Annotated in this window: 22 protein-coding genes; 16 read left to right on the top strand and 6 right to left on the bottom strand. The window is 35.1% G+C overall.

The annotated features are described in order from the left end of the window. The first annotated feature begins 37 nt into the window (after positions 1-37). From surA to sppA, 4 genes are read left to right on the top strand one after another with little or no spacing between them, the layout of a single operon-like run. On the top strand, positions 38-1,351 hold the full coding sequence (surA, locus tag RHO14_04835) for a peptidylprolyl isomerase SurA (GenBank protein ID WVD72127.1): 1,314 nt from the start codon (positions 38-40) through the stop codon (positions 1,349-1,351). Further along, positions 1,351-2,160, top strand: coding sequence for a 16S rRNA (adenine(1518)-N(6)/adenine(1519)-N(6))-dimethyltransferase RsmA (gene rsmA, locus RHO14_04830; GenBank protein WVD72126.1), 810 nt, complete (start codon positions 1,351-1,353; stop codon positions 2,158-2,160). The genes surA and rsmA overlap by 1 nt, the downstream gene beginning before the upstream one ends. 2 nt (positions 2,161-2,162) lie before the next feature. Next, on the top strand, positions 2,163-2,981 hold the full coding sequence (apaH, locus tag RHO14_04825) for a bis(5'-nucleosyl)-tetraphosphatase (symmetrical) ApaH (protein ID WVD72125.1): 819 nt from the start codon (positions 2,163-2,165) through the stop codon (positions 2,979-2,981). A 48-nt stretch (positions 2,982-3,029) separates the two neighbouring features. Beyond that, complete coding sequence (gene sppA / locus RHO14_04820; protein ID WVD72124.1) at positions 3,030-4,883, top strand: signal peptide peptidase SppA; 1,854 nt, start codon at positions 3,030-3,032, stop codon at positions 4,881-4,883. 56 nt (positions 4,884-4,939) lie between these two features. On the opposite strand, the gene asnA is transcribed toward sppA, so the two are convergent. Further along, complete coding sequence (gene asnA / locus RHO14_04815) at positions 4,940-5,932, bottom strand: aspartate--ammonia ligase (protein WVD72123.1); 993 nt, start codon at positions 5,930-5,932, stop codon at positions 4,940-4,942. A gap of 393 nt (positions 5,933-6,325) precedes the next feature. On the opposite strand from asnA, the gene RHO14_04810 reads away from it, so the two are divergent. The 3 genes from RHO14_04810 to RHO14_04800 are packed head-to-tail and all read left to right on the top strand — an operon-like array spanning position 6,326 to position 8,600. Beyond that, entirely contained in the window at positions 6,326-7,099 is a 774-nt protein-coding gene (locus RHO14_04810) for a basic amino acid ABC transporter substrate-binding protein (protein WVD72122.1), read from the top strand. A 30-nt stretch (positions 7,100-7,129) separates the two neighbouring features. Beyond that, complete coding sequence (locus RHO14_04805) at positions 7,130-7,891, top strand: amino acid ABC transporter permease (protein WVD72121.1); 762 nt, start codon at positions 7,130-7,132, stop codon at positions 7,889-7,891. Beyond that, positions 7,878-8,600, top strand: coding sequence for an amino acid ABC transporter ATP-binding protein (locus RHO14_04800; GenBank protein ID WVD72120.1), 723 nt, complete (start codon positions 7,878-7,880; stop codon positions 8,598-8,600). Before RHO14_04805 ends, RHO14_04800 begins: the two co-directional genes overlap by 14 nt. Before the next feature lie 62 nt (positions 8,601-8,662). Here the strand turns inward: RHO14_04800 and fabB are convergent, their stop codons facing one another. After that, on the bottom strand, positions 8,663-9,871 hold the full coding sequence (gene fabB / locus RHO14_04795; protein ID WVD72119.1) for a beta-ketoacyl-ACP synthase I: 1,209 nt from the start codon (positions 9,869-9,871) through the stop codon (positions 8,663-8,665). 336 nt (positions 9,872-10,207) lie between these two features. On the opposite strand from fabB, the gene rsfS reads away from it, so the two are divergent. From rsfS to RHO14_04750, 9 genes are all read left to right on the top strand, one after another. Further along, positions 10,208-10,528: a ribosome silencing factor gene (gene rsfS / locus RHO14_04790; protein ID WVD72494.1), complete on the top strand. Its 321-nt coding sequence runs from the start codon at positions 10,208-10,210 to the stop codon at positions 10,526-10,528. A 3-nt stretch (positions 10,529-10,531) separates the two neighbouring features. After that, entirely contained in the window at positions 10,532-11,002 is a 471-nt protein-coding gene (gene rlmH, locus RHO14_04785; GenBank protein ID WVD72118.1) for a 23S rRNA (pseudouridine(1915)-N(3))-methyltransferase RlmH, read from the top strand. 5 nt (positions 11,003-11,007) lie between these two features. Further along, positions 11,008-11,460, top strand: coding sequence for an rRNA maturation RNase YbeY (gene ybeY, locus RHO14_04780; GenBank protein ID WVD72117.1), 453 nt, complete (start codon positions 11,008-11,010; stop codon positions 11,458-11,460). A gap of 166 nt (positions 11,461-11,626) precedes the next feature. Continuing rightward, positions 11,627-12,493 (top strand): CNNM family magnesium/cobalt transport protein CorC, encoded by an 867-nt coding sequence (gene corC, locus RHO14_04775; protein ID WVD72116.1) that lies wholly within the window; start codon positions 11,627-11,629, stop codon positions 12,491-12,493. A gap of 2 nt (positions 12,494-12,495) precedes the next feature. Next, a complete protein-coding gene (gene lnt, locus RHO14_04770) occupies positions 12,496-14,058 on the top strand; it encodes an apolipoprotein N-acyltransferase (protein WVD72115.1) in 1,563 nt (520 codons plus the stop codon). Between the two features lie 186 nt (positions 14,059-14,244). Next, a complete protein-coding gene (locus RHO14_04765; protein ID WVD72114.1) occupies positions 14,245-15,165 on the top strand; it encodes a glutamate/aspartate ABC transporter substrate-binding protein in 921 nt (306 codons plus the stop codon). Between the two features lie 73 nt (positions 15,166-15,238). Continuing rightward, on the top strand, positions 15,239-15,967 hold the full coding sequence (locus RHO14_04760) for an amino acid ABC transporter permease (protein WVD72113.1): 729 nt from the start codon (positions 15,239-15,241) through the stop codon (positions 15,965-15,967). A 2-nt stretch (positions 15,968-15,969) separates the two neighbouring features. Then, positions 15,970-16,662: an ABC transporter permease subunit gene (locus RHO14_04755; GenBank protein WVD72112.1), complete on the top strand. Its 693-nt coding sequence runs from the start codon at positions 15,970-15,972 to the stop codon at positions 16,660-16,662. A gap of 2 nt (positions 16,663-16,664) precedes the next feature. Then, the gene (locus RHO14_04750) at positions 16,665-17,390 is read left to right on the top strand and encodes an amino acid ABC transporter ATP-binding protein (GenBank protein ID WVD72111.1); all 726 of its coding nucleotides are present in this window, start codon (positions 16,665-16,667) and stop codon (positions 17,388-17,390) included. Positions 17,391-17,443: 53 nt separating this feature from the next. Here RHO14_04750 and recD read toward each other — a convergent pair whose 3' ends face one another. The 4 genes from recD to RHO14_04730 all read right to left on the bottom strand — a co-directional run bounded on the left by recD (position 17,444) and on the right by RHO14_04730 (position 22,803). Further along, positions 17,444-19,333, bottom strand: a complete 1,890-nt coding sequence (gene recD, locus RHO14_04745; GenBank protein ID WVD72110.1) for an exodeoxyribonuclease V subunit alpha — start codon at positions 19,331-19,333, stop codon at positions 17,444-17,446. Between the two features lie 21 nt (positions 19,334-19,354). After that, positions 19,355-20,968, bottom strand: coding sequence for a DUF4139 domain-containing protein (locus tag RHO14_04740; protein WVD72109.1), 1,614 nt, complete (start codon positions 20,966-20,968; stop codon positions 19,355-19,357). Between the two features lie 20 nt (positions 20,969-20,988). Continuing rightward, complete coding sequence (gene nagK, locus RHO14_04735) at positions 20,989-21,909, bottom strand: N-acetylglucosamine kinase (protein WVD72108.1); 921 nt, start codon at positions 21,907-21,909, stop codon at positions 20,989-20,991. A gap of 267 nt (positions 21,910-22,176) precedes the next feature. Then, positions 22,177-22,803: a protein-L-isoaspartate(D-aspartate) O-methyltransferase gene (locus RHO14_04730; GenBank protein ID WVD72107.1), complete on the bottom strand. Its 627-nt coding sequence runs from the start codon at positions 22,801-22,803 to the stop codon at positions 22,177-22,179. Positions 22,804-22,824: the final 21 nt, after the last annotated feature.

The following is a 22,824-nucleotide window of genomic DNA, read 5'->3' as shown; positions in this document are numbered from 1 at the left end:
TTCACTAATGTATTGTCAAATGACTAACGATATTAATATGATTAAGTTACTTAAAATGATTAAAAAGATTGCTTCTACCCTGTTGATTACTTTATTTGTATGTTCAACTACTCATGCTGCACCACGCCAAGTTGAGAGCGTTGTTGCTGTTGTGAATAATAATGTTATTTTGAGCAGTGACGTTAATGAAATGCTCAAAAACATTAAATCAACAGCAAATCCTAAAAATTTACCTGATGATGCAACATTACGCCATCAAATTATCGACCAACTTATAAATGAGAATCTTATTTTACAACAATCAAATAGAGCTCAGGTCAACGTCAGCGATGATGAAGTCACTGCTACTATTAAAAATATTGCTAAACAAAATGGTATGACTCTCGATGAGCTGCGCGGATATTTAACTAAAATGGGAGTAAGTTACTCAAGCTACCGAGATAAAATGCGTAAAGATATGCTAATTGATCGTACACGAATGAGCCAAGTAGGACAGCGTATCAATATCAGTGACAAGGAAGTGGAAGCGCTTGCAAGTACTATCGCAAAACAACCCATGAATAATCGTGAAATTAATGTTAGCCATATTCTTATTTCTATTCCTGAAAATCCGACTAAACAACAACTTGAAAATGTGACATCGAAAGCTAAAGACGTCATAAATCGCTTACAAAATGGTGAAAGTTTTGCCAAGCTTGCTGCAACCTATTCTAATGATCAAAATGCTTTAAAAGGCGGCAGCATGGGATGGCACAAACTTAATGAGTTGCCGACTATTTTTGAAGAAAGACTTATTCGAGCACAAAAAGGCGATATCATTGGCCCACTACGCTCAGGTGTTGGTTATCATATATTAAAAGTTGATGGAATAAGGGCTGAAGCAGCTAAAACCATCACGGTTAAAGAAGTCAACGCTAAGCATATTTTAATAAAAACTAATTTATTAGTAACAGATGATATGGCTAAACAAAAATTACTTGATATTAGTCAATCGATTAAAGAAGGTAATACAACTTTTGAAGCTGCGGCTAAAAGCTATTCAGAAGATCCTGGTTCAGCAGAAAAAGGCGGAGAACTCGGCTGGAATAACCCAGATAGATATGATAGCGGATTTAAAAATGCGCTATTAAAACTTAAAAAAGGTGAAATAAGCCAGCCTATTAAGTCAGCTTTCGGTTGGCATTTAATCGAGCTTATTGATACTCGAAATGTAGACAGAACAGATATGGCACAAAAAGATCAGGCTTATCGTTTAATCTTTAATCGTAAATTTAGTGAAGAATTGCAAGTTTGGGTTCAAGAACTAAAAGGCGATGCCTATATAAAAATTATTGGTGAAGAGAACCCATAATGAATAATCGCGTCCATCAAGGCCACTTCGCTCGTAAGCGATTTGGTCAAAATTTTTTACAAGATGATTCAGTCATACAAAATATTGTTGCAGCAATCCAACCAAAAAAAAGCCAAGCATTAGTTGAAATTGGACCTGGGCTTGCTGCTTTAACTTTGCCTGTTTGTGATTATCTAGATCATTTAACCGTTATTGAAATTGATAGAGACTTAGCGGCAAGATTAATTGCTAACCCATTTTTAAAAGATAAATTAACCGTTATTGAACAAGATGCAATGACCGTTAATTTTACTGAGTTATCTAAAAAAATGAATCAACCGCTAAGGGTATTTGGTAACCTACCTTACAATATTTCAACTCCTTTAATGTTTCATCTTTTTGAGTATACCCATGCAATTAGCGATATGCACTTTATGTTACAAAAAGAAGTCGTCAATCGCCTCGTTGCTGCGCCAAACTCAAAAACTTACGGCAGACTTAGCGTAATGGCACAATATTATTGTCAAATTATTCCCGTATTAGAAGTGCCACCATCAGCATTCAAGCCTTCGCCTAAAGTAGATTCTGCGGTAGTGAAGCTAATTCCACATCAAACAATTCCTTATCCTGTTAATGATATCAATTCTTTATCTCGAATTACTGCAGCAGCATTTAATCAGCGAAGGAAAACGATTCGTAATAGCTTAGGTCAATTATTTACGGCAGAACAATTAGCGAATCTTAATATTAATTTAGATTTAAGGGCAGAAAATTTAACACTCCAGCAATATTGTGAATTAGCTAATGCTTACAGCCAAATGAGTATGTGATCATGTCAAATTTACTCATTGGTGATATTCATGGTTGTTATGATGAGTTTATGCGAGTGCTTGAAAAGGCAGATTTTAATAGCAATGATATAGTTTGGTTGACAGGTGATCTTGTTGCTCGGGGACCAAATTCACTTGGAGTTCTTAGGTTTGTTAAACAACATAGCCAACAAATCAGATTAACGCTTGGTAATCACGATCTTCACTTACTTGCTGTATACGCTGGCATTACTAAAAATCACAAGAAAGATCATATCAATGATATTTTTTCCGCCTCAGATTGTGACGAATTAATTAATTGGCTTAGAAAACAACCCTTAGTTCAAATAGACAACTCATTAAATCTTATTATGAGCCATGCGGGCATTTCACCACAATGGGATCTTGAGACATTATTAAAATGTGCTAAAGATTTAAATAATGTATTATCTAGCGATACCTATCCCCTATTTCTTGATGCGATGTATGGCGATTTCCCTGATTTTTGGAGTGAAGACTTACAAGGCCTTGACCGTTTACGTTACATTGCTAATGCTTTTACTCGGATGCGTTATTGCTATGAAGATGGCCGCCTTGACTTATATTGTAAAGACGCTGTTGATGAAGCGCCTAGTAAATTGAAACCTTGGTTTTTATTACCACGAAAAATCCCACAAAAATATAGTATCGCATTTGGACATTGGGCCTCACTAAAAGGCAAAGGTACACCTGAAAATATCTATGCCCTAGATACTGGTTGTTGCTGGGGGGGAAAATTAACTTGCTTAAGATGGGAAGATAAGCAATATTTTAAAAAACGAAAGAAAGATAGTCCATCTTAAAAATCGCTTAATACACGACATTAAATACTATTTGATAAAGGATTTACTATGCATTTTTGGCGCTCAATCGGTACTGGTATTAAATATATCTGGAAAACAATTAATGTAATAAGAGAGATTATTTTAAATCTTATATTCTTTTTTACTATTTTATTTTTCATCGGTTTAATAGGATTAATAAATAATCCGAATGGTTTAAGTGATACGCCAAATTCTGGTGTATTAATACTTGACCTTGAAGGTGTTATTGTTGATTCAACGTCATACGATCAAAGCCTCTATGCATTAAGTAAAAAACTTAACAATAATAGTCCAGATCCTACTCGTCAAAACAGCCTATTTGAATTAACACAAAAAATCGCTCAGGCAACCAATGACCCAGGAATCGAGGGAATAATTTTAAAATTAGATAATTTTGCAGGAGCAGACCTACCTAGCTTACAGTATTTAGGTAAATATCTAACGGCTTTTAAAGCAAAAGGTAAACCGATATATGCTGTTGGTGGCTATTTTGATCAAAAGCAATATTATTTGGCAAGTCTTGCAGATAAAATTTATCTAGTTAATCAAGGCAGTGTGTCTCTTTATGGTTTCTCAACAAATAATTTTTATTTCAAATCATTATTAGATAACTTAAAAATTAATACGCATGTATTTAGAGTCGGGACTTATAAATCAGCGGTTGAACCTTTCTTAAGAGATGATATGTCAGTTGCTGCCAAAGAAAATACTACTAGATGGCTGACAACGATGTGGAATAATTATCTTAATAGTATTGCTAATAACCGAAAAGTAGAGCCGACTAATCTAGTTCCTTCACCAGAAATTATGTTATCAAGGCTTAAGGCTGTATCGGGTAGTATGAGTGAATACGCATTAGAAAATGGTATTGTAGATGAAGTATTATCCTCTTATGGCGCAGATGAAGCACTAAATAATTATTTTCATTCAGCACCACAAGTAAGCATTTACGACTATCAGCTCAATCCTAATAGAATGCAATCATTTAATAAACAAGTTAAATCATCATCTAAACCACTTATTGCTGTGGTCTTTGTCGATGGCACAATTAGCACTGGTGAAAGTGCGAATAATGTTGCAGGCAGTGATAGTATCACTAAACAACTTCGAGATATTGGTAAAAATGACAATATACGTGCTGTTGTATTACGTATCAACAGCCCAGGAGGTGGAGTATATGCATCAGAAGCAATCAGAAGTGAAATTAAAGTATTAAGAGAAAAAGATATTCCTGTTGTTGTTTCCATGGGCGGAATGACAGCATCGGGTGGATATTGGATTGCTACGCAATCTGATTATATTATTGCCAGCCCAAATACAATTACAGGTTCAATTGGTATTTTTGGCATAATCCCTACCTTTGAAAATTCGTTAGCACATATTGGTATTCATACCGATGGTGTATCGACATCGCCTCTTGCCGATATTAGTGTATCAAAAGATTTATCTGATGATGCAAATCAGCTTATTCAAATGAATATTGAAAATGGCTATGATAACTTTGTTTCACTCGTTGCCGAGTCTCGTAATATGAGCACTGAAGACGTTGATCATATTGCACAAGGTCAAGTATGGCTTGGCGAAGAAGCAAAACAAATTGGTTTAGTTGATAAATTAGGTGATTTTGATGATGCAGTAAAAAAAGCAGCATCTTTAGCCGGAATATCAGATTATGTGATTGATTGGCAAAAATCAGAAACAAGTTTCTTTGCCTCATTGTTTGCTGATTATTCAGCAATATTACCGAAGTCTGCGCTAGAAATAATCTATAACCAGCTTTCTCAATCAGCTCAGCTACAACAACATATCGCACTTTGGGATAACCTTAACGATCCACAAAGCCGATATGTATATTGCTTAAACTGCTCTGATATTAACTAGTATGATAAAAAATGAGCGCATAAAGCGCTCATTTTTTTAAATTAGATTATCAAAACTTATAATAAATTATCATATTGCTCTTTGGTATTATTATCCCAAACACTTGATTGTACCTGCCCAATATGCCTTAATTGTAATAATAACATTGCTAATCTCGATTGACCGATGCCACCACCAATTGTTTGTAATAAATTACCATTCATAAGTAGTTTATGCCAATCAAATTGTAGTCTAGCTTCATCATTAGTCAGTTCAAGCTGTTTTTTTAATGCAGTTGGATCGACTCGAATTCCCATTGAAGAAATCTCAAATGCACTTTTTAACACAGGATTCCATACAATAATATCACCATTTAAGCCTAAATGGCCGTCTTCATTTTGTGTACTCCAATCATCATAATCTGGCGCTCTGACATCATGCTTTTCATTATTTGATAACTTGCCACCAATACCGATAATAAATACTGCACCAAATTCTTCCGCTATTTTATTTTCACGCTCTTTTGCAGAAAGATCTGGGTAACGCTGTAATAAACTTTCACTGTCAATAAATGTTATCGTTTGCGGTAAAAAACCTTTTATACCATATTGTTTAACGATTTCAGTTTCTGTTGATTTTAATGCTTGATAAATTTTTTCTACTGTCGATTTTAGGAATTTTAACGTACGATCTTGAGGTGAGATCACTTTTTCCCAATCCCATTGATCAACATACACCGAATGAATTGGTGATAACATGTCTTCATCTGGGCGTAATGCTTTCATATTCGTATACAGACCTTCACCAACAGCAAAATGATTTAGGCTTAAAGTTTTACGTTTCCATTTTGCAAGTGAGTGTACAACTTCAAAATTTGCATCAGGAATACACTTAACTTTTACCTGAACTGCTTTCTCACTGCCAGACAAATTATCTTGAACACCATCGCCAATCTGACTTAAAATCGGTGCTTGAACTTCAATTAATGATAATTTTTGTGCAAGTTGTTCTGCAAAATAAGATTTAACAAAAGAGATCTGTTGTTGCCTTTGTTTAAATGACGGCTGCATATCGTTCCTTAGAATATCGTTTTAATACCAATAAATTTAATCCAATGCAATAAAATAAACCAGAATGTCGAATTATTCAAATTAATCTCACTTATATTTACGCTCGAATTCAAGACAAGTTTAATCAAAAATTAGAAAGTAGAGGCAAAATTGATAGCGATAATACTGTTACCTTCATACACAGTTAATCCTTTATTTCTTGATTAAAATCACAATGATTTAAAAAATTAATATTATATAAAGGTGAGCGATATTAAAGCGATATTATTTTATATCTATCTAATAATCATTGGATTAATATAAAGGTTTAAAATAAGCGTAATAATAATCTTGCAAAACAGTTAAATAATCTTTATATTCATTTAAATATTTATGCACAAAAAGAGAATAAATATGTATTTTAGAATATTATCAACTTTACTCATTATTAGTAGCTTACTGATTACTAATATCACTAATGCAACTGAACCAACCTATATTGTTGGTGCTGGTGGCACCTATAGACCTTTTGAATATGAAAATAGTAAAAAACAATTAGAAGGATTTGATATTGATATTATTAAGGCAATAGCTGAAGCTGAAAATTTTAATATCCAATTGATTAATACGCCTTGGGAAAGTATTTTCGCGAGCTTGAAAAATGGCGAACGAGATATTGTTATTTCTGGGATCACAATTACGGATAAAAGAAAAACAAGTGTTGATTTTTCATTACCTTACTTTCCCGCAGAGCAGGTTATTGTGACACAAAAACCTTCAAAAATATCATCAATAACTGACTTAGCTAAATATACTATCGGAGTGGTAAATGGCAGTACAGCTGATATCGTCGTATCAAAAATATTAGGTAAAAATAGTACTGCTATTAAACGTTTTGATAATACCCCACTCTTGTTACAAGAATTATATGAAGAAGGACTTGACGCTGCGGTAGGTGATGTTGGCGTGGTTAAGTTTTATATTAAAATGAATCCAGATAAGGATTTTGATTTAATTTATGACAATCATTTTGAACAACAATATTTCGGTATTGCGGTTGCTAAAGGTAATCTAGAATTACAAAATAAGCTCAATACAGGACTAAAAATGATTGTTAGTAACGGAACCTATGCGAAAATTTATCAAAAATGGTTCGATAACAATGTCCCAACATTACCTATTCAATAAGTATTAATATAAAGGAAGTTAAAATTAGCTATGGGATTTAACTGGGAAATTATCACTGAATATCGCCCTCTTTTTGTAGATGGGGCAATGATGACAATTACATGTACAATTATCTGCGTTATATTGGGGACCTTTTGGGGACTTCTTTTAGGGATCGGCCGAATGGCTGAAGCTAAGCATGGTTTTTGGAAATACGCATTATACTTTTTTATACAGTGGCCAACTCGAATTTATGTCAGTGCATTTAGGGGAACACCACTTTTTGTACAGATAATGGTAGCATATTATATAATTATGCCTTTTTTATTAAACCCTCGTGATGGCATACTCGTTTCTGACTACCTTATTTCAGTTGATACCGCCCGTTTTCTTCGCACCCAATATGGTGCATTTATCTCATGTATTCTAGCGATCACATTAAATGCAGGCGCCTATATCTCTGAGATATTTCGAGCCGGCATTCAATCTATTGATAAAGGTCAACTAGAAGCTGCTCGTTCATTAGGTATGTCTTACGCAAGTACAATGCGTAAAGTTATTTTGCCACAAGCTTTTCGGCGCATGTTACCACCACTAGGCAATAATGCGATTGCGATATTAAAAGACTCGTCGTTAGGGGCTGCTATTGGCCTTGCTGACTTAGCATTTGCCGCAAGAACTGCTGGCGCTGCCTATGCTTCTTATGATGAGCCTTATTTAGTTATTTCTTTAGTCTATTGGTCAATGACATTCTTACTTTCATTACTCGTTAGGTATATGGAAAAAAGGTTAGGTAAAAGTGATTCACATTAATAATTTACAAAAAAAATTCGGTAATGTTCATGTGTTACGAGGGATCTCTTGTGATATTCAAGAGCAAGAAGTAATATCAATTATCGGGCCATCAGGCTCAGGTAAAAGCACCTTTTTACGTTGCATTAATGCGCTAGAAGATATTACCTCTGGTGAAATTATTATTAATAATTTTAAAGTTCATGACTATAAAACTAATCTAAATAAGCTAAGAGAAACCGTTGGCATGGTATTTCAGCGCTTTAATTTATTTCCTCATATGTCGGTATTAGATAATTTAATTTTAGCGCCCATGGATGTTAAAAATATATCTAAAACAGATGCCATTGCAAAAGCTGAAAAATTACTTATTAAAGTAGGATTAATCGATAAAATTGATGCTTACCCATCGCAACTATCTGGCGGACAACAACAACGAGTTGCGATTGCAAGAGCATTAATGATGGATCCTAAAGTTATGCTATTTGATGAACCAACTTCAGCGCTCGATCCTGAACTCGTTGGTGAAGTGCTTGAGGTGATGAAATCGCTTGCCATTGAAGGGATGACAATGATCGTCGTAACTCACGAGATGGGATTTGCCAGAGAGATGTCAAACAGAGTTATTTTCATTGATCAGGGCATTATTCAAGAACAGGGTTCACCAGAACAAATATTTAAAAATCCACAAGTTGAAAGAACAAAACTATTTCTAAGTAAAGTTCTATAATAGAATTTCCACAATAAAAAAAGCGCTATAATTAAGCGCTTTTTTACAAACTAAAATAAGAATTACGATAATTTTCTTAATACAATTGTCGCATTCGTACCACCAAAACCAAAGCTATTTGACATTACTGTCGTCAACTCTCTTTCGGTTGGCTTAGTTATTACATTCATACCTTTAGCTGCATCATCAAGCTCATCAATATTGATACTTGGGGTAATAAAATTATTTTCTAACATCAACAATGAATATATCACTTCTTGTGCTCCAGTCGCACTTAAAGAGTGACCCGTCATTGATTTAGTTGATGAAAGTGCCGGAATATTATCACCAAACGCTTCTTTAATTGCCCACAGTTCTTTTACGTCACCAACAGGAGTCGAAGTGCCATGAGTATTAATGTAATCAATAGGTGTATTAACATCAGCTGTCGCAAGCTGCATACAACGTAATGCACCTTCACCTGACGGAGCAACCATATCATATCCATCAGAGGTTGCAGCATAGCCAACAATTTCACCATAGATATGTGCACCACGAGCAAGTGCATGCTCTAGCTCTTCAACAACAACCATTCCTGCGCCACCAGCAATAACAAACCCATCACGCCCCGCATCATAAGCGCGTGATGCTTTTTCAGGATTATCGTTATATTTAGTTGATAAGGCGCCCATCGCATCAAATTCACAAGACATTTCCCAGCATAGTTCTTCACCACCGCCGGCAAAAACAACATCTTGTTTGCCTAATTGAATAAGCTCTGCTGCGTGACCAATACAGTGAACTGACGTTGCACAAGCTGATGTCATTGAATAGCTTACGCCTTTGATTTGAAATGGCGTTGCAAGACAAGCTGAAATGGCAGATGACATTGATTTAGTCACTGCGTAGGGACCCACACCTCGTAAACCTTTTTCTTTCATACCAGCAACAACCGCATATTGAGTTTTTGTCGAACCACCATATCCGGCAATCAAACCAGTTCTTGGATTTGAGACTTGTTCAGGGGTTAATTTAGAATCTTCAATTGCTTGCTGCATTGCCAAATAGCCATAGATAGATGCATCATTCATAAAACGAACAATTTTGCGGTCAATTAAGCCAGCTGTATCTAATTTTACATTGCCCCAAACATGGCTACGCATTCCACTGTCTTTCATTTCTTGTGAAAAAGTGATGCCACTTTTGCCTACTTTTAGTGAATCTAACACTTCTTGTTTATTATTACCAATGCTTGATAAAATACCTAAACCCGTTATCACAACTCGTTTCATTAACCTAAAACTCCGCTTATTAAATATAATGCACATGTGCATAGAAGACGAGATAGATTATAGCGTACACTTGTAAGCTGAACAACAATAATTATTAATTATTTTATGCATAACCGCATAGTATTCCTGTTTAAACACTATTTGCTAAAAGGTTTTTAAAATAAAATCAAGTAATAAAAAAAATGTACATGTGTTAGCTGATTAGCTAATACATTAAAATTTAGTAATCATCGATGATAAGTATTTTACTCACATAATTTATGATATAAGGCGCCTACTCTCTAATATAAAAATATGCTATCATAAGGATCAAATTAAATACGACAAAAGAGGATTATTTTGCAACAATCACTTCAAGATTTTATCATTGACAAGATTGATGATTTAAAAGGTAAAGACATAGTTACTGTTGATGTAAGAGGCAAATCAAGCATTACCGACTATATGATAATATGTACAGGCACATCTACTCGCCACGTTAGTTCTATTGCATCTAACTTATTAGATGAAGCGAAAAAAAATGGATATTTAGTATTAGGCGCAGAAGGTCAAGCGAGTGCTGATTGGGTTGTTGTCGATATGGATTTTGTTATGGTTCATGTAATGCAAGAAGAAAGTCGACAGCTTTATGAACTTGAAAAGCTTTGGGCACAGTAAGTTATGAAAATCCAGCTTATTGCTGTTGGTACGAAAATGCCCAAATGGGTAACCACCGCATTTGAGGATTATTCATCGCGCTTCCCTAAAGATATGCCTTTTGAGTTAGTTGAAATTCCTGCCGGAAAGCGAACAAAAAATGCTGATATTGCGAGAATTCTTGATAAAGAAGGCGAGCAAATGCTAGCCAGTTGTGGTAAGAATAACCTAATTGTTACCTTAGATATTCCAGGTAAACCATTAACAACTGGTGAACTTGCGCAGCAATTGGAAAAATGGAAATCAGACGGTCGTGATATTAGTTTATTAATCGGCGGCCCTGAGGGTTTAGCACCTGCATGTAAATTAGCAGCGCAGCAAAGTTGGTCACTATCTCCCCTTACCCTTCCTCATCCATTAGTAAGAGTTATTGTTGTTGAAAGCCTCTATCGTGCATGGAGTATTACTACAAATCATCCTTATCATCGAGAATAGACGAAATGGATAGTATTATTTTAGATTTACAAATTGCGACAAAAGATCAGCAAAACCTGCCATCTGAAGAGCAAATAAACCTTTGGTTGAACCTCATTTTACGCCCATTTATGAGTAATGCTGAGTTAACCATTCGTATTGTTGATGAAATGGAAAGCCAACAACTAAACAGCACCTATAGACACAAAGATAAACCGACGAATGTATTGTCCTTTCCCTTTGAATCACCAGTTGAAATTGAAACACCATTACTTGGTGATTTAATTATTTGCAAACAAGTTGTTGAACAAGAAGCAAAAGAGCAAAATAAGTCATTATCTTCTCATTGGGCACATATGATAACCCATGGCTGTTTACATTTATTAGGTTATGACCATATTGAAGACGAAGAAGCCGAAGAAATGGAAAGCTTAGAAATAGAAATTATGGCTGAATTAGGATTTGATAATCCTTACTAATTTTATGATATAATAGACTATTACAACAATTTTTTAACGAAATGATGTAAACAAGATCATAGATAAATCAACCGACTTGTATCTTGCAGTATATGCACGATATTGATATTATCTCAAAGCAAATATAGAAATTTACTAATTACATATAAAAAAGGAAAAAAGTATAATGAACGACGACAATCACCGGAAACCTAAAAAAGGATTTACGTTATGGTTAAGTCAATTATTCAGCTCCGAGCCACAAAATCGGAATGAACTAATCGAGCTGATTCGTGAAGCACAGGGAAATAAACTAATCGATCCTGATACACTCGATATGATAGAAGGTGTTATGGACATAGCCGAACAACGTGTTCGCGATATAATGATCCCTCGTAATCAAATCGTACCGATTAAAGTCAATTATACACTTAACGAATGTTTAGATATTATTTTTGAATATGGACATTCGCGTTACCCCGTTATTAGTGAAGATCGCGATCATATAGAAGGGATCTTACTTGCTAAAGATTTACTCGTTTTTATGGGACAGGGCCATGAATCTTTTGATATGCAAAAAATTCTTCGCCCGGCTGTAGTTGTGCCTGAGGGAAAACGTGTTGATCACATGTTAAAAGAATTCCGTATGCAGCGCTACCACATGGCAATTGCAATTGATGAATTTGGTGGTGTCTCGGGCTTAGTTACAATTGAAGATGTACTCGAACTAATTGTCGGTGATATCGAAGATGAATATGATGAAATAGAAGATCGTGATATTCGTAAGCTTTCACCTTTAATATATACCGTACGCGCATTAACTAATATTGAAGATTTTAATGAAATATTTGATACCAACTTTAGTGATGAAGATGTGGATACTGTTGGAGGGTTAGTTATGCAACAGTTTGGTCGCTTACCAGTTAAAGGGGAAACAACAACAATTTCCGGCTATCAATTTAAAGTAGTTTTAGCTGATAAGCGACGTATTATTCAGTTGCATGTGACTCTTCCAGAAGGTACACCTGAACCCGATTTAGATAAATCGCTGTAAGCATGACTAAATCACCGCTAGTTCGAGTAATATTAAGTTTTCTATTGGGTGCAATAGCTGTTTTAAGCTATTCACCCTTTGATATTTGGCCACTTGCTTATGTTTCATTTATTGGCCTATTATTGCTAATCCAACAAAAATCCATCAAAAAAACTGCGCTAATTGCTTTTGCGTGGGGATTTGGCTACTTTTTATCTGGCGTTCATTGGGTTTATGTTAGTATCAATCAATATGGTGATTTACCTACCTTAGTTGCAGTGATTATTTTAAGCCTATTGGTTGCTTATTTAGCATTATATCCAATGATATTTGCCATTATGCTACGCCTGCTTAATAATGTATGCCCAGCTTATTCACTCAAACAGTTTGTTATTTTGGCACCTTTAGTTTGGCAAATCACCGAATATCTTCGTAGCACATTATTAAATGGTTTTGCTTGGTTACAATTTGGCTATAGCCAATTAGATTCACCTCTTGCAGGATTATTCCCTATTGTTGGCATTAGCGGTGTAAATTTAATTTTTGCTATCTGTTGTGGCTTTTTCGCTTATTTATTACATCAATTCACGCTACACGGTTGGCAAAGTTCAAAAAACAAATTGCCTATTTACAGTGCCATTTGCACTATATTGGTGATATTTGCCGCGTCATTCTGGTTCAAATTTATAAATTGGACGCAGACCGATCTTTCACGTCAAACCAATGTAACACTTGTTCAAGGTAATATTGCACAATCACTGCGTTGGAGTAGTGAACAGCTTAATAAGACTCTTGATACTTATTCGCAATTAACACAACAAAACATTAAAGATAGCGATATTATCATTTGGCCTGAAGCAACAATTACTGATTTTGAACGTAATCAGCAGCCTTATCTTATGGCGCTTGATCAATATGCACGGCAAAATGATACATCCGTTGCAGTTGGAATTATCGATTTAAAAAAACAAATTGATGATTATCAAATATATAATACGTTAATTGTATTAGGTGATTTGGTGCCGTATCAGTACCCAACTCAAAACCGTTATAGCAAACATCATTTAGTTCCTTTTGGTGAATATATCCCTTTACAATCACTTTTATCACCTATTGCTAAGATGCTTAATATTCCTATGTCATCAATGTCAGCAGGACCTGCTATTCAAAAGCCTCTGATAATGAAAGGATTTAAATTTTCAACGGTCATTTGTTATGAAGTTATTTTATCAGATCTACTATGGCATAATTTCACACCAGATACTGATTTTTTACTTACAGTTTCAAACGATGCCTGGTTTGGTAATAGCATCGGGCCTTGGCAACATCTGCAAATGGCAAGAACCCGAGCGTTAGAATTTGGTCGTACACTACTGCGTAGCACCAACAATGGTATCACTGCTATTATTACACCTAAAGGCACAATAGCCAAACAGCTGCCACAATTTCAGACAACAACTCTATCAATTACTCTTAACCCTAATATAGGATTAACACCTTACGCTAGATGGGGAAATTACCCATACTATGCGCTATTAGTTATTTTCGTTATTATTATTTTTGTACGCCGAAAAAATATAAAATAAATATGGCATATTTCTTGCTTATATTCTTATAGAGTACTTTGCCATAAAATACACTGATGCTAGGCAAAAGCATAAGTATGCAAAAATAATACATTTGTAAGCAAAAATCGGTTATAATAAACGGCTGCTAGAGATAAGTAAGTCATATTTTCATAGCACCGTAATTTTAGAAAAAAGGAGATGATTATGATTAATCAAAAAAAATCCAAAGGTAAATTAACACAATTAATTTTGTCTTTTGCACTACTTGGATTAGTTCACTCTGCAGCTCACGCAGAAGAACTAACAGGAACATTAGCTAAAATAAAAGACTCTGGCGTAATTGTCGTTGGTCACCGAGAATCCTCAGTACCTTTTTCTTATTATGATAACGACCAAAATATAATTGGTTATTCACAAGATTATTCTAATTTGATTGTTGATGCTGTCAAAAAAGAATTAAATATGCCAAATTTACAGGTGAAATATCTACCTGTTACCTCAAAAACACGAATCCAATTATTAAATAATTATACTTATGATTTTGAATGTGGTTCGACAACTAATAATCTTGAACGACAAAAAGTGGTTGATTTTTCTGACACTATTTTTATTGTTGGTACGCGTTTTTTAGTTAAAAAAGATAGCGGAATCAATAGTATTGATGACCTTAAAGGTAAAAATGTGGTTACAACAGCAGGGACAACCTCTGAAATCCGTTTAAATCAGATCAATAATAAAAATAATTTAAAAATGCGAATCGTTACACCAAAAGACCATGGCGATGCATTTAAAGCCTTAGAAACCGGACGTGCCGCTGCATTTCTAATGGATGATGCCCTACTTGCTGGTGAACGTTCAAGAGCGATTAATCCATCTGACTGGACAATTGTTGCAGAGCCTTTATCTTACGAAGCTTATGGTTGTATGATTAGAAAAGGTGATGAGCAATTTAAGCAATTAATGGATAAAACAATTGCGCAAGCTCAAACTTCTGGAAAAGCATTAGAATCTTATAACCGTTGGTTTACTAAGCCTGTACCACCAAGAGGTGCCAATATGGATCTAGAAATTTCACCTAAAATGGTGGAATTATTTGCAGCACCGAATGATAACGCATTAGATTAATTTTCGTTATTCTTATTAATCCCTGCATTAAATATTAACTAAATATTTAATGCACACCTGATAAATTGATATTATGAATTTTAATTGGAATCTATTTTTTGAATCCACACCTTATGGTGATGGTATATATTTATACTGGCTTTTAGATGGTTTAATGATCACTGTATCATTAGCCGTATGTGCCTGGATAATTGCTTTTATATTTGGCTCTATGATAGGTATTATGCGAACATTAGATAGTAAAATAATGAGGAAACTCGCTGTTTGCTATATTAATATGTTCCGTAATATTCCGTTACTAGTACAAATATTTCTATGGTATACACTCGTACCTCAAATGCTTAGTGGTTCTTTTAAAACTTGGTTTATGCAAGACCTTGATCCTCGGATCCAAATATTCATGCTAGCAACCATTGCACTAGGCTTATTTACCTCAGCGCGTATTGCCGAGCAAGTTAGAACTGGGCTACAAACTTTACCGCAAGGGCAAAAATATGCGGCATTAGCATTAGGATTAACCAAGAGCCAAACTTATTTCTATATTTTGCTACCTAATGCTTACCGCAAAATAATACCAACACTCACATCGGAAATGACGAACATTATTAAAAACTCATCAGTTGCATCAACAATTGGTTTACTTGATTTAACCGGTCAAATCGACCGTATTAATGAATCAACAAACAGTATTGTTGAAATACTATGTGGCGTAACAATTGCCTTTGCATTAGTCAACTATGCAATTATTACAATTATGCGTATTGTTGAAAAGAAAATGCGCTTAACTAAGAGTGGAGGTTAACAATGCAGCTTTTAACATGGATTGCTGATATCCCCTCTCTTGTTATCGATAATTCCGCAGTTTTATTAGACGGTTTAGGTTTGACACTAAAAATCACCGTAACAGCAATTGTTTTTGGAATTATTTGGGGTACAGTACTTGCTTTAATGCGTTTATCTAATAATAAAATTCTAAAAGCGTTTGCTAAAACATATGTTACGTTATTTCGGTCTATCCCGTTATTACTAGTATTATTGTGGTTCTATTTTGTATTCCCACAAATGATAAAGTATATATTTAACTTGCCACCTTATGCCGATGTGAGGGTTGCTTGTGCGATGATTGCATTTGCACTATTTGAAGCAGCCTACTATTCTGAGATTATTCGGGCAGGGATTAATGCTGTAAGCAAAGGACAGTACCATGCAGCATTTGCGTTAGGTATGACTAAAAGTCAAACTATGCGCTTAATTATATTACCACAAGCGTTTAAAGCGATGCTGCCGTTATTATTGACACAAGGCATTATCTTATTTCAAGATACCTCATTAGTTTATGTTATGAGCCTTATTGACCTATTTGGTGCAAGTGTCACTCTAGTTGGTAAAGTGCAAGGCGGCACAGCAGAATACTCAATGATTATTTTTGCAGCGCTTAGTTATTTTATTATCAGCTTTAGTGCATCGCGTTTAGTTAGTTATTTGAAAAAGGACTAAAAATGATTTCCTTAAAAAATATTTCAAAATGGTATGGCAAATTCCAAGTTTTAAAAAATTGCTCAACAGAAGTCAATAAAGGTGAAGTTGTTGTAGTTTGTGGCCCTTCTGGCTCAGGAAAATCAACACTAATTAAAACCATCAATGGCCTTGAGCCTGTTCAATCAGGTCAGATTTTTATTGACGAGACAGAAGTCACTAGCAAATCGACTAATTTGGCGACGCTTCGTTCAAAAGCGGGGATGGTATTCCAACACTTCGAGCTATTCCCTCACCTAACCATTTTAAAAAACTTAACGTTGGCTCAAGTAAAAGTATTAGGTCGCTCAGAGGCTGAAGCAAAAGAAAAAGCACTCTCGTTATTAGAGCGAGTAGGTTTATCTGGCCATGCCAATAAATTGCCAAGTCAGCTTTCTGGTGGCCAGCAGCAACGCGTTGCAATTGCAAGAGCATTATGTATGGATCCGGTGGTAATGTTATTTGATGAACCAACGTCAGCGCTTGATCCTGAAATGGTTAATGAAGTATTAGATGTTATGGTTGAGCTTGCTTATGAAGGCATGACCATGATGGTTGTTACTCATGAAATGGGATTTGCGCGTAAAGTTGCAAATCGCGTTATTTTCATGGATGCAGGTGAAATTATTGAAGATACGTCTAAAGAGCAGTTTTTCAATAATCCACAATCAGACCGCGCGAAAGATTTTCTTGCCAAGATTATCCACTAGTTTATAAAAAGGGCCATAAGGCCCTTTTATTCAATTTATATACCCGATAATTGCTAAACTAATAGATCAGCTAAGCCACTTTGACGATTAATTTTGCTACTGATGGTTTTTTCTAATATTGTTTTAGATGAATACAGAGAAATAGTCTGTTTCGCCCGAGTTACCGCGGTGTAAAGTAACGAACGTGTTAGCAATGGCGAGTGCTGGTTTGGTAAAATAACTGCGACATGCTCAAACTCCGACCCTTGAGATTTATGAATAGTCATTGCATAAGCCGTTTCATGTTCAGGTAACCGAAATGGAGATACCGCTTTTATTTCACCATTAGGTAGTAAAAAATAGACTTTCAATTTATTACTATCATCTGCGGCGGGCAGTGTTATACCTATGTCGCCATTAAATAAACCTAATGAAAAACTATTTTTCAAAATCATCACTGGCCTGCCAATATACCAAGCATCTTGCTTTCTTCGTGAAATACTGCCTTTTTCCAATAATAAATTCTCAATTAGTTTATTTAATCCTTGCACACCAAATGGCCCATCTCTCAATGCACAAAGTAAACGAAACTTGGCAAAAGAAGACAAAATAATTTCGACATCAAGAAGACTTGGCGTTATCGTGTGTAAATAAGATTGATAATGACTAACACAGCTTTCGATAGCTTGCTCATATTGCTCACTTGTTGTCATATTATAAAAATAAATATCTTGATATTGATGATGAGTAAGTAACCTAATGACTTCTTGGCTATCACCGATTTTAATCAAGTTTGCTAAGATACCAATCCCTGATTGACTGGCAAAACGATAACTTTTTTGAAGCAAACAGATACTATCTGCAATAGATGGATGATTATTTGTAGCATCTAATTGATATCCAGTTAATTGCTTAATTATCAAAGTATGCTGATGGCTATAACCATGTGCAAGGAGTTCACATAAATCACCAAAAACGGCGCCAGCCTCTACCGATGACAATTGCTCTTTATCACCTAATAGAATTAATCGAGCGTGTTTTGGTAGCGCTGCAATAATACTTGACATCATCGGCAAATCAACCATCGAAGCTTCATCTATTAATAAAATATCAACACTCAACGGGTTGTCTTTATGATAAAGAAATTTATTGCTATCAATCCTTGCACCAAGTAAACGATGTAACGTGACGGCCTCAATTGGAATACGTTCTTTTATTGAGTCATCGATAGGTAATGTTGCAACAGCTGCGGACAATGACTCAGTTAACCTAGCCGCAGCTTTACCTGTTGGCGCCGCAGCAACTATGCGGAGATCGGATTGAAATTGTTGGCGATGAACAGCAACTAATGTCGCCAAAATTTTACTGATGGTTGTCGTTTTGCCAGTTCCCGGGCCACCAGAAATAATTGCAACTTGCTGAGTAATTGCCGACGCGGTTGCAACTTTTTGCCAATCAATTTCAGCACTAGCATAGTTTGCTGGAAAAAGTATATCTAACTCTTTGATCGCAAGTGAAGTTGGCTTATTTAAGCAAATAGTATGATTAAAATAGTTAGCAACTTGCTTTTCATATTGCCACATACGCTGAAAATAGAATCGATGTTTATTTAATACAAAAGGTGAAAGCATTTCGCCATCACTTACCATATTTTGTCCGACCAAGTGACATGTTGACAGCCAATCAGTCAGTTTAGGATTGCCTAAATCAGCATAAAGGTTATTTATTCGTTCAAAGCCAAAACGATATTCTAAATTAACTTGGGTTATATCATCTAAGTTAATACAAACATGACCAGCCCTAACCTCTACACTTAACCAAACCACTAAAAATGCAAATCTAGCCTGTGCCAACGGGTCAGTTAGGTTAGCGCGGCGGCTAAAAAAAAGCGCGAGATGAAAATCAAGTGGTACAATTAATCCACTTGATTTAAGTTTATCTAATAATGCAATGTTACTAACCATAAAATATGATATCGCTCGAGATTATAAGCCAATAATACTATCAGCCTTATCTTTTGGGTAATTAATTTTAAAACTAAATGGGAGTTGTTTAACTTCTTTCCCTTTCAAATTAAAATTCCACGTTAATAATCCGGTATCTTTTTGATAATCTGCACCTACGTATTTTGCGTCATCTAAGCTGATAATTTTATTTTGAATTACCGGCAGTTGATCATAAATAGTTATATCGACCGGCACATTTTTAGTATTTCGAACATCAATTGTATAAGCAAATTTTTGAGAGACGTCATTACCGAAAAATGATGGTTTTGATGTTTCATTTAAATCTTGATTTCGTGTAATAAGAATCTCTTTATCACGTCCTAGCGAAATATTAAGTGTATCTTTAACCCCTTGGGTGGTAATAAAGCTTTCACCAATATAATTACCGGCATAAAAAACCGTAGCCTTACCGGGTAATAGCTCAAGCTGATCCCAATCGCTAATTTGTGCTTGTAAAAAGGCATTGCTGTCGAGTTTTGGTACAGAAATATAACGATACTCGGCAGAAATATTACGTTCTTTTAGCGTTAAAATATTATCGTTGCTATATCCACTAATGGTATAAGGTAATTTAATCGTATATTGCAGGTTTAAGCCATTATTATCCGTTGTTACATAATGAGTGAGACTGCTACTTATCGAACGTTGGTCTTTAACGGCTAACATTTCATATTGAGCCATAGCTGGTTTGGCAGATGGGCTATAAAATGCTTTATTACTTTCATTTAAATAGATATTCCAAGGTTTTTGCAAAGGTGCAGTTATACCTTCACTTGGATTTGCAGTTGAAAGTGTAAAATCAATATTATTCCAGTTCAGGCCGCTAGATTGATAAACATTTGCTTTATAAGTTAAATCTAAAGGCGAACTGATATTAGATACTCTAACATCATAAACCGGCGTCCAACCCGCCTCTGGGGTAACATAAGAGAGTGAGATTGGAAGCGATGTACTTTCTTGAGTGTAAATTTTTACTTTAATTGCTTTTTGTGGCTTATTATCACCACCATCTTGTTGGTTAATTTGTGACTGATATTGCGCAATTTGGCTATTTAGAGTATTTAGTTTTGATTTTACGGCTAACTGATCAGTTAGCGCATTAACTAAATTATCTTTAACAAAATTAATCGCTTTTTTTGCATCAACTAATGATCCGTTAGGCTTAATGATGGTATCAATACGATTACCTTGTAACAGTGCAATTTCTTCATTAATTGCCGTGAGCTTAATATTTAATATTCCTCGTTCATCTTCGAGCTGTTTTAAAGAGCTGCGTAATTGTTTAAGCGCATCTGATTCCCCTTTTTTGGCAATATAGTCATTTACTAATGATGTACTTAAAATCATTGCTTTATTATCTAAACTGACATTAATTGAATTATTATCAATCGTATTTGCTAAGTGCGTTAGCCATATTTCACTTTCGCCTTTTGGTACTTTTACAACAGTCGAACCTTGTAATTCAGCGCCTTTTAAAAACAAAGTAACTTTCGTTAAATCAACTTGACCAACAACTTCACTTGCAAAGACTTGCGGCGAAATAAACGGTATTGAGCATAATAGGAGCAATGGTACGATCGTTCTAAGTTTCATAATAGTTCCTTTTTATTTAATTATTCAATATTTGATGGCCTTAAACATAATAATGCAGCGCCTCTCGTTCCACCTGAATCACCGAATCGGGCTTTTTCAAGCCGCGGCAGAGTCATTTTAGGTAAGATATATTTACCGATACGTGATGGAACATCTTGATAAATAGCATCAAAATTAGACAGCCCACCACCAATAACTATGACCTCAGCATCAATAATCATCATTAAATGGCCTAAATAAGCCGCTAATAGTTCGAAGTAACGATCTACATGCAGTTTAGCGACTTGATCACCGTGATAATATCGCTCTATGATTTGTTTAGCACTAAAAGGCTCTTGATAAAAATATTGGTATAGCCACTCAAATCCATTACCCGACAGATACTTCTCTGCGCAGCCAGATAATCCGCAACCACAAGCAAGTATCTGCATATCTCGCCCTAAAATATTTAGTGCATCAATAGGTAACCGAATATGACCAATTTCACCTGCGCAGCCATTTAACCCAGATATAACCTGATGATTAACCACAATACCACCACCAAGCCCCGTACCAAGAATAACCGCTAAGATTGTTTGATAAGGTTTTAACTCATCGTTAAAAGCTTCAGATAAAGCAAAACAATTGGCATCATTATTAATAAATATTGGCCGCTTTATCGCTTTTTCGAGATCTGAGGCGAAAGGTTGATGACTTACAACGGGGATATTGGTTGTATAAATACTTCGTTTATTATTAATAAATCCAGGTATACCAATACCAACTTGGCTCGACTGTGAAAACAGGTGATCAGCTTCATTAGTCAAAGAAATAATACTTTGTAAAAAAGAGTAATAGCTATCTAATGGGGTTTTTATTCTTTTAGTCCATAAAGGATTTAATGCATCGTCAAATACACCGATCTCAATTTTTGTGCCACCAATATCAAAACCGTATAACATATTGACTTAATCCTTTTACATGACGAATACTATTTTGCGGTTAGTATATAATAAAAGCGGTTGTGGTTATATGGAGTAAGTTATATTTGCAGTCAAAATTGGTTAATTACTATTATCAATAAAAATAGCATTAATTTAAACTTTAATTTTCACTATAATGATACCTTACAACAAAAATTTAACGAAAAGTAACTATATTAATAATTATCATATAAAACATTGAGATATTAAATTAACGTTAAACAAGGTCATTATATGATTAATCGCTTAACGTAATTCACCTTTAACTAATGGGACAAACTTCACAGGTTCAATTTTGGCTAAACTAAATTTATCACTATCACGTTCAATCACTTGCAAGGATTGTTCATTATCGCCAACGGGGATAATTAATCGCCCTTTGTCAGCCAATTGATAAACCAAATCTTTGGGGATCTCTGTTGCTGCAGCCGTAACGATAATACCATCAAACGGGGCTCTTTCTGGCCAGCCCAGCCAACCATCACCATGTCGAGTAGAAACGTTATGAATATCGAGTTGTTTTAATCGCCGTTTGGCGTTCCATTGTAAGCTTTTAATGCGCTCAACCGAACAAACATGTTCAACTAAATAAGCTAATATTGCGGTTTGGTATCCTGAGCCAGTGCCAATTTCAAGTACTTTAGAATTAGGCTTAAGCTGTAGTAATTCAGTCATTTTAGCAACAATATAAGGCTGGGAAATAGTTTGCCCGGCCCCAATTGGTAAAGAGCGATTGTCGTAAGCTTGGTGTGATAATGCCTCATCAATAAAACGCTCCCTTGGGATCGCAGATATCGCTTTGAGTACTTTGGGATCATTTATCCCAAGATCTTTTAACTGAGAAATGAGTAATTTCATTTTAAGATTTGGCATCGATATTAATCCTTAAAACCT

The organism is Orbaceae bacterium lpD04 (genome assembly GCA_036251935.1).
GTDB lineage: Bacteria > Pseudomonadota > Gammaproteobacteria > Enterobacterales > Orbaceae > Orbus > Orbus wheelerorum.
Note: the sequence above shows the minus strand (reverse complement) of the source record. Positions and strands in the feature narration are given on the sequence as shown.